The organism is Candidatus Nitrotoga fabula, assembly GCF_905221025.1.
Taxonomy (GTDB): domain Bacteria; phylum Pseudomonadota; class Gammaproteobacteria; order Burkholderiales; family Gallionellaceae; genus Nitrotoga; species Nitrotoga fabula.
This window is the reverse complement of record NZ_CAJNBL010000030.1, coordinates 21,800-36,563: the sequence shown is the minus strand read 5'-3', so window position 1 is coordinate 36,563 and position 14,764 is coordinate 21,800. Positions and strand designations below refer to the sequence as shown.

Annotated in this window: 13 protein-coding genes; 4 read left to right on the top strand and 9 right to left on the bottom strand. The window is 55.2% G+C overall.

The window, feature by feature from the left end:
• Positions 1-262, top strand: a 262-nt coding sequence (locus KJA68_RS07780) for a hypothetical protein (protein WP_213036374.1), incomplete at its 5' end; no start/stop codon positions are given.
• Between the two features lie 22 nt (positions 263-284).
• A complete protein-coding gene (locus KJA68_RS10980; protein ID WP_213036373.1) occupies positions 285-3,755 on the top strand; it encodes a glycosyltransferase in 3,471 nt (1,156 codons plus the stop codon).
• Between the two features lie 134 nt (positions 3,756-3,889).
• On the opposite strand, the gene KJA68_RS07770 is transcribed toward KJA68_RS10980, so the two are convergent.
• Together KJA68_RS07770 and KJA68_RS07765 are read right to left on the bottom strand one after the other, a co-directional pair.
• Entirely contained in the window at positions 3,890-4,849 is a 960-nt protein-coding gene (locus tag KJA68_RS07770; protein ID WP_213036372.1) for an endonuclease/exonuclease/phosphatase family protein, read from the bottom strand.
• 299 nt (positions 4,850-5,148) lie between these two features.
• Entirely contained in the window at positions 5,149-5,583 is a 435-nt protein-coding gene (locus tag KJA68_RS07765) for an Rrf2 family transcriptional regulator (protein WP_213036371.1), read from the bottom strand.
• 101 nt (positions 5,584-5,684) lie between these two features.
• Between KJA68_RS07765 and hmpA the strand changes: the two genes are divergently transcribed.
• Positions 5,685-6,929 carry an NO-inducible flavohemoprotein gene (gene hmpA, locus KJA68_RS07760; protein ID WP_213036370.1) on the top strand — a complete coding sequence of 415 codons (1,245 nt, stop codon included), beginning with the start codon at positions 5,685-5,687 and terminating at the stop codon, positions 6,927-6,929.
• A gap of 13 nt (positions 6,930-6,942) precedes the next feature.
• Here the strand turns inward: hmpA and KJA68_RS07755 are convergent, their stop codons facing one another.
• Entirely contained in the window at positions 6,943-7,125 is a 183-nt protein-coding gene (locus KJA68_RS07755; protein ID WP_213036369.1) for a hypothetical protein, read from the bottom strand.
• Between the two features lie 280 nt (positions 7,126-7,405).
• On the opposite strand from KJA68_RS07755, the gene KJA68_RS07750 reads away from it, so the two are divergent.
• Positions 7,406-7,900, top strand: a complete 495-nt coding sequence (locus KJA68_RS07750; protein WP_213036368.1) for a hypothetical protein — start codon at positions 7,406-7,408, stop codon at positions 7,898-7,900.
• A gap of 125 nt (positions 7,901-8,025) precedes the next feature.
• On the opposite strand, the gene radA is transcribed toward KJA68_RS07750, so the two are convergent.
• The 6 genes from radA to KJA68_RS07720 form a co-directional block, all read right to left on the bottom strand.
• Complete coding sequence (gene radA / locus KJA68_RS07745; protein ID WP_213036367.1) at positions 8,026-9,390, bottom strand: DNA repair protein RadA; 1,365 nt, start codon at positions 9,388-9,390, stop codon at positions 8,026-8,028.
• Positions 9,391-9,682: 292 nt separating this feature from the next.
• Positions 9,683-10,555: an SEL1-like repeat protein gene (locus KJA68_RS07740; RefSeq protein WP_213036366.1), complete on the bottom strand. Its 873-nt coding sequence runs from the start codon at positions 10,553-10,555 to the stop codon at positions 9,683-9,685.
• Positions 10,556-10,767: 212 nt separating this feature from the next.
• Entirely contained in the window at positions 10,768-11,712 is a 945-nt protein-coding gene (gene trhO / locus KJA68_RS07735) for an oxygen-dependent tRNA uridine(34) hydroxylase TrhO (protein ID WP_213036365.1), read from the bottom strand.
• 199 nt (positions 11,713-11,911) lie between these two features.
• Positions 11,912-12,478: a response regulator transcription factor gene (locus KJA68_RS07730; protein ID WP_213036364.1), complete on the bottom strand. Its 567-nt coding sequence runs from the start codon at positions 12,476-12,478 to the stop codon at positions 11,912-11,914.
• Entirely contained in the window at positions 12,475-13,743 is a 1,269-nt protein-coding gene (locus tag KJA68_RS07725; protein WP_213036363.1) for an ATP-binding protein, read from the bottom strand. The genes KJA68_RS07730 and KJA68_RS07725 overlap by 4 nt, the downstream gene beginning before the upstream one ends.
• A gap of 123 nt (positions 13,744-13,866) precedes the next feature.
• The gene (locus KJA68_RS07720; RefSeq protein WP_213036362.1) at positions 13,867-14,700 is read right to left on the bottom strand and encodes an NYN domain-containing protein; all 834 of its coding nucleotides are present in this window, start codon (positions 14,698-14,700) and stop codon (positions 13,867-13,869) included.
• Positions 14,701-14,764 lie beyond the last annotated feature (64 nt).

The window sequence follows — 14,764 nt, the reverse complement described above, 5'->3', positions numbered from 1 at the left end:
TATTCTTCATTTCGGATCCTCCTGTTCAAGTGGTTGGGTTCAGCTTCTCCACTTTGGCACATTGATGCCGTTACAGCGAGGATCCCCTCGTGCCAGTGTGCCACTTCCCGCTGCCGGGGGGAGGCGTCCATACCATCTGACCCTGTTTGACTGGAAGCATGCCACCCGCTTGCTGATGTGGCTTGAAACCCTATTTGGCTGGGTATCCAGCCTGCTGATGGTGGCCGTGCTTTCCGGGCTGGCCAAGCGGCGCGAAGAATGACCATTACTATAATAGACCCGACATGCACGATACCCCGATGAATCCCCAGCCTGTCATAACCCGGCAAGTTCAGGAAGCCCTGATCGGGCTGGGGCGCACCGAAGATATCAAGCTGTCCCCGGATGGCCGGCGCCTGGCCATCGCCGGATTCATCCGCAACCGGATTTTGCTGCTTGAAATGGATCGCGACGGCACGAATGCGCAACCCCGCCTGGCCATCCGCAATTTCCTGGAAATCTCCTCGCCCGGGCTGAAGGATCCGCATGGCCTGGCTTTCCTGGACGACCAGACCCTGCTCGTGGCCAACCGCCAGGGCGGGGTATCGGCGCTGCAGCTGCCGCCTCGCAGCAATGCAAACCGCAGGGTTGAGCTACCTGATCTGGAAATTTTTTCGCACAACCCCTGGCTCCATTCCCCCGGGTCGATTGCGGCAACCGGACTGAAGGGCAGGGGCTACGAAGTGCTGATCTGCAACAATTATTCCCACTACGTTTCCCGCCACATCCTGGACATGAATGCCTCCCCGGCCTTGCAGCAGAATGAAATGCTGCTCGTCTCGGGCCTCGATATTCCGGACGGGGTGTCGGTCAGCGGTGAGGGTCGCTGGATTGCGATCAGCAACCACGGCAAGCACTGCGTTTTCCTGTATGAAAACACCCCGGAACTGAGCCGGGACAGCCCCCCCTGCGCCCTATTGTATGGCGCCACCTATCCTCACGGCATCCGCTTCGCGATGCAGGACCGGTTTCTGGTCGTGGCCGATGCCGGCGCGCCGTTCGTGCACATTTACGAGCGAAATGGCGATCGCTGGGCAGGAACCTATTTCCCGGCCGGCTCGTTCCGGGTGATGAGCGAGGAGGTTTTCAGGAAAGGCCGGGTGAATCCGCAGGAGGGTGGCCCCAAAGGAATCGAAATCAGCGAAGACCTGAATCTGCTTCTGACCACGAGCGACTATCAGCCCCTGGCATTCTTTAATCTGCGCCAGGTTCTTGCAAGCAGGATGAAGGTTGGCTCTCCCGGGGCCTCCGTCCTGCTGAATCGTCTGAAGGCCTGCCCCTGCGGCAGCAGAAAGCGCTACGAGCAATGCTGCGGAAGGTGGAGCACGCTCGCCGTGCCCGGAACCCCCGCGTCGTTCGATTCCATCATGGAACTGGCCATTGCCGCGCAGCGCACCCGGGATTTCGAACGCGCGGAACAGCTCTACCGTCAGGCGCTCCGGCACAAAAACGACGATCCCAGGGCGCTGCACATGCTCGGGGTCGTCCTGTTCAGCCTGCACCGGGTCCGCGAGGCATCCGGCCTGATCCGCCGCGCCGGCGAACTGACCGGCTGGCAGGCGCCGGGCATCCTGTTTAATTACGGCCTGGCGCTGGGCACCCGCATGCTGGGCCGCGACACGGAACTGCGCTCCAGGCTGCGCCGGGATTACGACCGCTGGCTGACCGCCCGGACCTGCCGTCCCGATTTCCAGCCACTGGTCAGCGTGGTGATGGTCTATTCTGAGGATGCCGCCGGCATCGGGGATTCCCTGGAATCGGTGCGCGCGCAAACCTACCGCAATCTGGAGCTGGTCGTCGTGGACGATGCTTCTCCCAATGATTCTGCGGAAAAAATCCGGAACCGGCTGCAGGATTTCCCGTTCCCGCACCGACGGGTCACGCCGACGGCCAGCCGGGAGGCGGAAGCCGCATGGAATGCGGCCATCGCTGCCAGCTGCGGGGAGTTCATCCACCCGCTGCACCCGGCAGACCGGTTCGCGCCGGAGCGAATCGCACAAATGGTGGAACAGGTCGCGCGACGCGGCTTTTCCTGGGGATTTTCGCGGTGCGAAGACCTGGATGCGCACGACCAGGCCATTTCCCCCGCCAGCGGAAGCCGGGACTATACCCTTTCCAGGGTCGAGGACGCCCTGTCCTCGGCGGACACGGTCGGCAGCGCACTGCTTGATGCCGTGAACCCTGTGATTGCCGGCGGAAACCTGTTTTTCTCGCGAACGCTGCATGATAGGCTCGGCGGCTTCCGCGCCAATCAGCCCTGCCTTGTCCGGGACTTCTGCCTGCGCGCGCTGTATCTTGCCGAGCCCTGCCTGGTGCCTGCCCGCCTGTACCGCACCCGGCTGGCCGGGAAGCATGGCGCCGGGTCGCAACCCGGACAGGACCGCGAAAAGCATGGAAAAATGGTCGCGGATTATCTCGTCAGGGCGATGTCTTCTTCGCCGGAAAACGAATTCGCCCCGTCGCGCGCGACGAACGGATACGCGCACCTGGCAAAAGCCCTTGTCCGCGGGCAGATCACCCTGGCCCCGGATATGCTGACCAGTCTGGAGGACCGCCTCGCGCAGCAGGAGGAAGCCCTGCCGGAACCCGAACCCGTAACCGGGAATGGCCTGAACCTGGTCGGCTATTTCAGATGGGAGTTCGGCCTTGCCGAAAGCGTGCGCACCCTGGCGGCGACCTGCCATGCCGGCGGCATTGCCGCCAACCTGCACGACGCGGACGTCATGCTGGAGTGCAGGCAAACCAACCGCAACCTGGACGCTCTGCTGACCCGCAGCAACAGCCAGCGCAACACTTTGTTTTTTGTTCCCCCGGGCCAGCTCGAGCTGGCATGGCGACGCTATTGCGAGCAGGGCAGCCTGCGCGGGCGGCGCACCATCAGCTACCTGTTCTGGGAAATCGACCCCATTCCGGAAAAATGGCGGCCTGCGCTCGAACGGATCGATGAAATCTGGGTCGCCAGCGAATTCATCGAGCGGCTTGCCAGGCGGGCTACCGGGAAGCCCGTCATCCGGATCCCTCATGCCATCGAAGTGGCACTTGAACGACCCTACCGGCGCAGCGATTTCTCTCTGCCGGATCACCCTTTTCTGTTCCTGTTCAATTTTGATTTCAGTTCTTATGCAGACAGGAAAAACCCTTGGGCGGTAATCGAGGCATTCCGGCGCGCCTTTTCTGTCCGGGAAAACCAGGCAGGCCTGGTCATCAAATGCCACAATGAGCATTTGCAACCGGAAAAATTCGCCTTGCTGCAGGAAATGGCCGGACAAGACTCCCGGATCACGATTCTGAACCGCCTGCTCTCCCGCGGGGAAATGCATGGGCTGCAAAGCGTATGTGATGCCTATGTTTCGCTGCATCGCTCGGAAGGACTGGGCCTGGGAATGGCGGAATGCATGGCGCTGGGCAAGCCGGTGATCGGCACCGCTTATTCGGGCAACCTGGAATTCATGAACGACGGGAACAGCTGCCTGGTTGACTACACGCTGATACCGGTCAAGCCGCGGCAATACCTGGAATATGAGCCCGGCTGGATGTGGGCGGACCCCGATATCGACCATGCGGCGGAATTCATGGCCCGCCTGTTCGCAGACCCGCAATACCGCCGGCGCATTTCAGCCTGCGCCGCGGCTGACATGGCGGCCCGCTACAGCCACCAGGCAGTGGGCAAAATCCTCCGCGACCGCCTGGATTTCCTGGCAAAAGGAATGGGCTGATCCGGACGTTTCTCTGGGTTTTGCATGGATAGACACTGAATATTCCATTGCATCCTGATCCGCCAGCGCTTTTGGGCAGGCAGCATTCGGCTGCAGGTCACCCTGTTTTTGCATTCCGGAGACCCCTGCCCGGATCAGCGCCTGAGCGTAACGCTTACCGGATAATGGTCACTAAAGCCTGCCAGATCCCTCTCCCCGGGCTTCAGGCCAAACCTTCTCGGCCCGGCGCGGTTAGGCCGGGACATCATGTCCATCCCTTCGATCCGTGCTTCCCCATGCACGCTCCACCCGCTCTTTCCGTTTACGATTCCCTGGCTGACCATGATCTGGTCGAGCATGTTCCAGCGCCCGTTATACAGGTGTGTTCCGGCACCCGACCCCAGCAAAGGCCACATGAGATTCAGCAGATAGGGGTTCCTCCCATTCATCACCTGGCGACGGTCACTGGTCGAGAGCGCGTACTCGGTGATCGAACGGTTGAACGGTTCGTCATTGAAATCTCCGGTGACGACAATGGCAACGTGATTACCCAGTTCCTGGCGGATTCTCTCGATCCAGTAGGATAACGTCTCCCCGGCGGTAATCCGGAACGGCTCGGACTCGTATTGCCCGGATGTTCTCGATGGCCAGTGGTTACCGACCAGTACCACCGTCTGGCCGTCCAGTTCAAAATTCACCTGGAACAGTTCGCGGGTTGCATAGCGCTTAACCACCCAGTGCTGGAAAACCTTGTCCGGAGAAGTGCTGGCCACCGCAGGATCATAAAGGAAAGCAACGTCTATTCCCCTGTTGTCGCTGGTATCGGCATGGACAACATGATAATTGCGCCCGCCTTCCGCTGCGATCATCCCGGTGAGCCGGATCAGCACGTTTCGGTTCTCGACCTCGCACACCCCCAGGATATCCGGGCCCGCCCCGGAATTCATGGAGCAGATCACTCTGGATAGCTGGCGCAACTTTGATTCGAGAACATCATCATCCCAGCCGGAGAGATCCTTGCCAAGGATTCCCCGAAGTTTTTCAGAGCGGTCTGCGGACTCCACGTCAAAAAGATTTTCAACATTCCAAAAAGCAATAAACAAACTGTCCGGCATTGATGACTCCTTTGTGGATTTCTGACTGCTTACCCCGTATCCCTGACAAATCCTAGCAGGCTCCTGCCCTTCCGGTCTGTATGGTACCCCACATAGCCGGTAATCAAAATTGAGCTGCAGCAATATGCTGCTGCCCGGGAAGAGGAGCGCAGCTATCCTTAAGATTGCAAGTCAAAACAGTAAGATGGGAAACCGCTTGTGTCTTCCTGCCGGATCGTGCCCCGATGGAAAAACCCACGGTAGTTTGAACCCTGTTTCCCCGGGTGCACCCAGCAGCCGCTCCGGGCACAAAATTGCATTTATTCAGGCCTGGAAACAGCCAGGAACAGGGTTTTATCGGTAACCGCATCTGCCAGGGTATGCCTGTTCAGCGTCTGGATGAACGATTCGTTTGCCTCGAACAGATAATACTTGAGCTGACAGGCACTCACCACTTTGCAGGTATTGGTATTCTGGTTGAAGCATTCGACCAGGTTCATATTCGGCTCCAGCTGGCGAACCAGGTTACCCAGCAGGAATTTCTCCGGAGGCTTTGCAAGCTGAATTCCGCCCCCTTTCCCTTTCCTGCTGTGAATCAGGCCAAGCTGGGCAAGCCGGTGCACGACTTTTACCAGATGGTTGCGCGAGATTCCATAGTGCTCTGATATTTCCCGGACGCTGCAGATCCGGTCCGGCTGTGCGGCAAGATACATCAGGCTGCGAAGGCCATAATCGGTGAATATGGTTAACTGCATAGCCAGGTTCCATTTCAAAAAAAGTCAAAAACACTTGTACAGGGATAGCAAAGGTTATATTATGCATACTACATACACATTATAAAGGAAAAGGTGCCATTATGCTCAGTGCTCAAACCATCTCCATTGTAAAGTCCACTGCCCCGGCTTTGCAGGAACACGGCGAGACCCTTACCCGCCACTTTTACAAACGCATGTTTTCGCATAATCCGGAGGTCGCTCCTTTCTTCAACCCGGCCAATCAGGCAGCTGGGCTGCAGCAGAAAGCCCTGGCCGGAGCAATTTGCGCATACGCAGCCAATATCGACAATCTTGAGGTGCTTGGCGGAGCGGTCGAGCTGATCGCGCAGAAGCATGCCTCGCTTCAGGTCAAGGCCGAACACTACCCCATCGTTGGCGAAAACCTGCTGGCCTCCATCCGCGAAGTACTCGGCGAGGGCGCGACAGATGAGGTCATCAATGCATGGGCGGAGGCATATGGTTTTCTGGCCAATATCCTTATTGGCCGGGAAAACCAGATCTATGCCGGACAACTGGAGCAACCCGGGGGCTGGGGAGGGTTCAAGTCTTTCCGGGTTGCCCGCAAGGAAAAAGAGAGTGAGGTCATTACCTCTTTTTATCTGGTTCCCGCGGAAGGAGGGGCGTTGCCTTTCTTCAAGCCCGGCCAGTACATCACGGTACGCGTGCCTAGCCCATGCGGACATACGACCATGAGAAACTACAGCCTTTCGGACACGCCCGGAAAAGACTGGTACCGTATCAGCGTCAAGCGCGAAGACGGGCCGGAGGCCAGTTCCCCCAAAGGCTACGTCTCCAATCTGCTGCATAACAGCATTGAGGTCGGCTCAACCCTGGAAATCGCCCCCCCGTGCGGGGAATTTTTCCTGGATGTCACGGAAAGGCATACCCGTCCGCTGGTGCTGCTGGCGGCAGGAGTGGGGATCACGCCTATATTGAGCATATTGCAGGCGGCGATCCATGCGATGCCCCACCGCGAAATCATTTACATCCATGGCAGCCTGAATGAAGCGGTTCAGGCTTTCAGGAAGGATGTGGAAGAACTGGCGGAGAAACATCGCAACCTGAAAATCCATTTTCGCTACAGCGAACCGGCAAAAGATGGCGTAGTGCGCGCAGGCGCCAGCAGCACAGGGTTGATCGACGCCGGCTTCATCGAGTCCATGCTCCCTGGCAAGGATGCAGACTATTATTTCTGTGGGCCGCAACCTTTCATGGTTGGCATTTACCACGAACTGCTGGCATGGGGGATTCCTCCTGCGCAGGTGCACTTTGAGTTCTTTGGCCCTCGCCAGGAGCTGGAAAAACCGAAAAAATGTCCTGTATGAATAGACATCCGGCTTACGGATCATCGCAGCGGGGACGGGTTCGCCCCCGCTGCTTCCCCGATTGCGTAGCTTTCCAGTCCAGGCTTTTCTTGCCGGTTTTTCCTGCCCCTTCGGTCTTTGATTTTTTCCGGTCTGTTCCGGCAGACAGCTGCATCCGGCCTGCCTGAAGATTCTTTTCTCCAGAATTCCTGATCAAGCTAGCGTTCCTCACATGCATCATGCCCAGTGAAATATGCGGGATAGCGCGCGAAATCCCTTTAGATTTCGGGATCGGTAACTCTTCCGCGCACCGGCATGGGCCCGACATGCACCCGATTTATCTGGCCTGTGTTTTTCGTACAAGCATAAAAATTTCTTGACGACCCTGCCCAATAAAGTGTACTTTGGGACTGCATATATTGAATAAATCGTTGGGATTTCTATTGTTGCAGGATAGGATTGGCAAACCCGGCAACCTTTTGCGAAGGAGATCAATCTTGACATTCCCCATTGAACCGGAAAGCCGCGTCAGTGAAGCACTGGCGGAGGCCATGGAAGAGATTATCAACGACCCCGATCTGGAAGGGCCGGTAACGCTGGCTCTGGTGCGGGACAAGCTGCAAGAACAGCTTACCATGGAAGGAATCGAGGCGGAACGGCATGAATTCGGCAATGAGGAATCCCTTTATGCCGAGATTGAGGCGCTGATCGATGAGTTCGGTGAAGATGCCTTCGCCATGGATTTCACCACGGTCAAGGCAAGCCAGGAGCTTTCCAGCGTGATCGAATCCATTCTGGATGACAGCGAAGCGGATATTGCTCCCACGCTGGAAGCTATCCGCGAAGCCATGACCAATGGTTACCTGGCCCAACTGGTGGGAAGCGGCGTCATTGAAACCGAGGATGAGGAGAGTTTGATGGGCGAACTGGATTCCCTCATTGAACGTTATGGTCCAGAAACCCTGGCGGAGGACGTGCTGGGATACGAATAACCTGGGTATACCCGGGGATTCCCCATCCTGGCTGGACCGTGCCCCCGATTCCCCGCTGCTCAGTCTTGCGTCGGCAAAGAACCGGGGTAATCTGGGTCTGCCCGGCTCCTCCAGCCCCACAGGCTTCAGGCATGGCGCGTCTTCGCCACAGCCTCCTCCAGCCGCTCCACCGCAATGATTTCCATGCCGGGAATCCCCTGCTTCGGCTTGTTCGCCTTGGGAATAATGGCCAGGGAAAAGCCCAGCTTGGCCGCTTCGCGCAGGCGTTCCTGCCCACGCTGGACCGGACGCACTTCTCCAGCTAGACCAATTTCGCCGAACACCACCAGTTTTTCTGGCAGGGGTTGATTGCGCAGGGAAGACACTATCGCCAGCAGCACCGGCAGATCCGCCCCCGGCTCGGTAATTTTCACCCCTCCCACTGCATTGATAAATACATCCTGATCGAAACAGGCAATGCCGGCATGACGGTGCAGCACTGCCAGCAGCATGGCCAGGCGGTTTTGCTCCAGCCCAAGGGACAAGCGGCGCGGACTCGGGGAATGCGCATCATCCAACAATGCCTGAATTTCAACCAGTAGAGGGCGCGTGCCTTCCTGAGTCACCATCACGCACGAGCCAGCCACCTGGGCGCCATGCTGTGACAGAAACAGGGCGGACGGGTTACTCACTTCACGCAGCCCCTTTTCGGTCATGGCAAATACTCCCAGTTCGTTTACCGCCCCGAAACGGTTCTTGAACGCGCGTATCAGGCGAAAGCTGGAATGGGTATCCCCTTCAAAGTACAGTACCGTATCCACGATATGCTCAAGTACGCGCGGCCCGGCCAGAGAACCATCCTTGGTTACGTGGCCGACCAGAATCATCGTCACTGCAGCACTTTTCGCAATGCGTGTCAGCTGTGCCGCAGATTCGCGCACCTGCCCCACAGAACCGGGCGCCGAGGTGAGATTTTCGGAATACAGCGTCTGGATGGAATCGATGACCACTACATCGGGTTTTTCCTGCTGGATGAGAGACTGGATTTTTTCCAGCTGGATTTCTGCCAGTAGATACATTCCGCGCGCATCCAGAGATAACCTCCGGGCTCGCAGGGCAATCTGCCCGGCGGATTCTTCTCCACTGACATACAGGACTTTTTTATGTGCAGCCAAACAGGTCAGGGCCTGCAAAAGCAGGGTGGATTTGCCGATTCCCGGATCACCACCGATCAGCACCACGCCACCACTTACCAGTCCGCCCCCCAGCACGCGATCAAATTCAGCCATGCCAGTCTGGATACGCGGAAGCTCTTCTGCCCCTACTTCTTCCAAAGTCTGCATCCTGCTCGTGACCGCCAGTGGGCTGTAACGGTTCTTTCCGCTTGCCACTGGCTCCGCCAGGCTTTCAACCAGCGTGTTCCATGCCGTACAGTGCGGACACTGTCCTTGCCATTTTGCGACCTGCCCGCCGCATTCGGTACAGCTATAGATGATTTTCTCTCTGGCCATCACTGTCTGCTGCTGGCTACCCAGGAAATTGCCGGATGACCTGAGAACTGGGGCGGCAAGTCATACCCGGCTGGAGCCGGGAAAAAAGAAATAATTGACAACCGGGGATGCGCAGCGTTGTCCATCCCTTCGGGAACCATACAGAATCAATACACTTATGATCCAAATCTGGACTTTCCCTGCAAGATGCCGGTCATTGACCGGTCAACCGATACCATCCGTTTCCGTTCCAGACTGCTCCGACATGTGCATACTGCACGGACAGCATGCGCATTGCCGTCGCAAATACGGGTCAATGCGATGATTTCCACTCCTCTACTAGCTCTTTCGCCTCGGAAATTTCTTCTTCCGTCATCAGGGATTCTGCGGTTTTCAGGCCGTTGAACGCTCTTTCTTCCCCACCCATGCTGGAAAGTGCAAACCATTTGTACGCCTCAATATAATCCTGGCTTACGCCTAGCCCTTGGGCATACATGAGCCCGAGATTGTTCTGTGCAACCGCATGGCCCTTTTCTGCAGCCTTTTTCCACCAATTTACAGCCTGCTTGTAATCCTGTTCCACTCCTTCACCCGAGTCGTACAGACCTCCAAGATTCAATGCAGCATCAGCGCTGCCCTGCCCTGCAGCCATGCTGTACAGAAACACGGCCTGCTGGTAATCCTGAGCAATACCTATCCCTTTTTCATACATGAACCCCAGATTATACTGGGCCACTTCATCTCCCTGCTCCGCAGCCTTGCGAAACCAATGCACCGCCTGCTCATCGTCCTGCGGAACGCCCTGACCTTTTGCATACATGAACCCGAGGTTGTATTGCGCCTCGGAATTGCCCTGCTCGGCCGCCTTGAGCAGCCACTCCGCTGCCTGATGGTAATCCTGTGCAACCCCTTCCCCTCTGGCATACATGAGCCCGAGATTGTTCTGCGCCATCGGCTCTCCCTGCTCTGCTGACTGGCGGAACCAGTATTCAGCTTTCTTGAAATCCTGCGGAACCCCCAGTTTCCTTGCATATAACAGGCCCATATAGTTCTGGGCCAGAGCGTGTCCCTGGTCTGCTGCCTTTTTGAAACACTTCAGGGCATTGCTGTAATCTTTACTGGCCAGGCACTTCTCTCCGTCTTCATAATATTTAGTGATTTGCCCTGCGGGTGTGGATAACTTCATACATTTCTCTCCATAATTTTATTCGTTGCCGACGGCCAATCCGATGAACGCTGCAGGAACAAGTTAAATGAATCCATTGTAAACCATGGCATTCCCTGAATTGCGTGTGCTCTTGGGGAATGTACTGCTCACATTCCGCAAACTGCAAAAAGTATTGTGCAATTGCACAGGCAACAATGTTAAGTCTGAACGCCAGCATCATTGCCAGGGTTTCAGCTCTCCCTCTGCGTTTCTGCCTGTTTCTTTTGCGTCACCCCAATGTGTGCTTTTCCCCGAATTCGAGCAAGCTCGTTCTGCCTGTGCCTCTCAATCGCGCGCTCGCGTGTTCTTTGCGGCAGGCTATCGAAACAGTGCGGACAGGATATGCCAGGCTGGTAGCGGGGTGAGGCTTTCTCTTCCAGAGAAACAGGATGACGACAGGCAAAACACTGTTCATGCGTACCTTCCTTCAATCCTTGGCCAACAGCAATCCGCTGGTCAAACACGAAACACTCCCCTTCCCACATGCTTTGTTCCTGAGGAATTTTTTCCAGGTACTTGAGAATGCCGCCCTGCAAATGATAAACCTCCTCAAAACCCTGTACCAGCATGAAAGAAGTCGCTTTTTCACACCGAATCCCGCCGGTGCAGAACATTGCAATTTTCTTATGCTTTGCCGGGTCCAGATTTCTGCGGACATACTCGGGGAACTCACGGAAGGTGGTAGTGCGGGGGTCTATTGCCCCACGAAAAGTCCCGATATCACATTCATAACCATTTCGTGTATCGATTACCAATACTTCAGGATCAGAAATCAGGGTATTCCATTTTTCTGGCTCAACATATTTTCCAACCTTTTTGTTTGGGTCTACGCCAGGAACCCCGAGCGTAACAATCTCCTTTTTCAGGCGCACCTTCATTCTGTCGAAAGGCATGGTGTCAGCATAGGACTCCTTGTGATCAATATCCACCAGACGTGCATCCGCCCGAAGGAACTGCATCAGTGCATCCACTCCCGCCCTGGTACCGGCGACTGTCCCGTTTATTCCTTCCTCTGCCAGCAAAAGAGTACCGTTCAACCCCTGTGCAACACAAAAATCAAACAGCCTTTGCTGTATTTCACGGTAATCAGGAAGCTTGGCAAACTTGTAAAGTGCAGCAACAACAATATTGGACATAGGTAAAATTCAACTCTAGAAAACGCATGGATCGTATTAAACCATTTGTAAAATCAGCGGGACATCGATTTACTGATGGCCACTGGATGCATGCCCGCTGATAACGCCTGTTCATGACCAAGCCTGAATATTAAACCGGTTCCGGGCAGCTTTCCAGTCCTCGGGCAAGCCGGTTCCGGGCTTGGGAATTTTCCAGTGATTAGTCGCTACGTTCGGGTACCGGGCGTTTTTGCAGCTTGCGTTGCAGAGTGCGCCGATGCATGTCCAGCATTCTGGCAGCCGCTGAAATATTCCCGCCACAGTCTGACAGTACCTTTTGCAAGTGTTCCCATTCCAGGCGATCCACAGACCTGGGTTTCACCGCAATTGCAGCCCCGGCAATACCAGGCTGATGGTCAAAAGCTGCAACGATTTCATCCGCATCCACAGGCTTGGCCAGATAATAGGTCGCGCCCAGTTTCACTGCCTCTACAGCCGTTGCAATGCTGGAATACCCAGTAAGAACGACAATGCGTGCATCCTCGGCACACTCCCTGAGATAGGCTACCAGCGTCAGACCTGACGGGCCGGGCATCTTCATATCAATCACTGCGTGCGTAGGAATGATATGGTCAATGATTTGTCTGGCCTCGTCCACGCTATGCGCCACATTTACCATGAAGCCTCGTCGGCCCAAAGCCTGCCCCAGCACCCTGCAATAAATCTGGTCATCATCTACCAGCAACAGCTGGCGGACAGGCGGTTTTTCCAGTCCGGTCAGACTCATGTGGAAGTCGTCACACGTAACCGGGCAAGCGGCACTGTAACCCGGGTGCATGCCCCTCCACCTTCCCGGTTCGACAGGGAAAGAACTCCGCCAAAGCGCCTGAGCGCGGCATTGACAAGAAACAATCCAATCCCCTTTCCATTTTCTTTCGTTGTAAAAAATAATTCACCGGCATGCGTTTCTGCAATTGGCGTAAATCCGCTACCCCGGTCACAGACTTCAATCAACAACTGCTCTGCATTGCAACTGGCCTCCACCTCAACGCCTTGCTCTGAAGCGTCTGCCGCATTGTTCAATAGATTGGTGATCACCTGCCCCAATACCTGTTCCGCAACAATCTGCGGAGCAGGAGAGGGGCCTGTCCAGCGATAGCTCACCTGGGCCGATGGGCGCATGCTGTGCCATTGCGCAAGCAAATCTTCCAGATATCGATCCACCGCAGTGCTAAAGCCACTTTCCGCCCGTGCATGTTCGGTGGACGAAAGCATTTGCGACAAAATACTTTTGCAGCGTGAAACCTGCTCGCGCAACAGTTGCAGCTCTTTCACCAGCTCTGGCTGGGCCACATATTCATGCTCAAGCTCTTTCAACACCACCGCCATCGTACCCAGCGGCGTGCCAAGCTCATGCGCAGCCCCCACTGCCAGCGCACCCAGTGCCACCAGATGCTCATCCCTTAGCGCATTTTCGCGCACTTCCGCAAGCATGCGTTCGCGTTCGCGCAGGGTATTCCCCATCTTTGCCACGTAATAGCTGGTCAGTCCTACTCCCAGCACAAAACCCAGCCACATCATCCAGGCACTGGAATCAAAACGGGCAACGTGATCAATATGGAAATGCGGGAGCGGGATATAGAAAAACATCAGGAACGTATAGCAAGCCACGATAATCACGGCCATGAACCAGGCATACATCGTAAGCAGCGTGACGGAAGCAATGGTAAGGGGTAGCAACAGCAGTAACACGAATGGGTTCGTGGCTCCTCCAGCGAGATAAAGAAGCGCACTCAGCAGCAGCGCATCCAGCACCAGTTGTCCGAATACCTCAATTTCCTGTACCGGCCATGGCAACCTGAACCGTACCCAGGTAAGCAGATTCAGTACCATCAGTACTGAGGCAATCACTGCGTATGGCAACGGCATGCCCATCCCCTTGGCAACAACCAGTACAGCCAGGGTCAAGCCGATCACGGCAATATTTTTAAGCACCAGCACACGTCTCAGGTTCACAGGCGATGGCGTTGGACTGAGGAACAGGGTCTTCATGAAGTCAACCAGGGCATTTCTTCCGGTTACGGAATATAACGGTATGGAACATACAACGAACCTGCATGAAATAATCCGGTCATGCAGGGCAAATGAAGTTACGAAGTGTTCATATTGTCAGAATCATGGGTATTCTTCTACCGCAGGTAATCGAATGGTGTACTGACCGGTTTTATCATCCCGAACCAACATCAGCAAATTGCGCTTCTGCGCATCTTCCACTAATTCTTTGAACGAACGATAGCCGTAAGCTGCGACCGCGAAGCCGGGCTTGCGCCGCTGCATGGTTGGTTTAACCATGGAATACCAGATTTTTTCCTCGCCTCGCTCGGCAATCAGCGCCTCTATGGTTTCAACAATAAAATCGAGCGCTTCCTGCGATTTATCTTCTTCAATCTTTACGTTCGATTTTTTTGCCTGACTACTGGTGGACGCTCTGGCCGGAGATTTTTTTTCGGAACGATTTTTCCTTACTTCCTGGGCACGAACCAGATCGTCATAAAAAATAAACTCGTCGCAATTTGCGCTAAGTAAATCGGAAGTCGCATCCTTCACTCCAATTCCTATAACATATTTATTATTTTCCCTTAGCTTGGAGACCAGCGGAGAGAAATCCGAATCTCCGCTTATAATGACAAAGGTATCCACATGTGATTTGGTATAGCAGAGATCCAGTGCATCTACCACCATACGAATATCTGCAGAGTTTTTTCCGGATTGACGCACATGGGGTATCTCGATCAATTCAAAGGCCGCTTCATGCATCGTTGCCTTGAATTCCTTATATCGCTCCCAGTCACAATACGCTTTTTTAACAACAATGCTCCCCTTCAGCAGCAACCGTTCCAGCACTTTTTTAATGTCAAACTGTGCATATTTTGCATCGCGTACCCCTAGTGCAATGTTTTCAAAATCACAAAACAGGGCCATATTGGTAATTTCAGGTTGACTTGCCATCAGCTGCTCCTAAATAAATTCTCCTGCTCAAATAAATAAGTTCGGCAAAGCAACAGCATTCGGA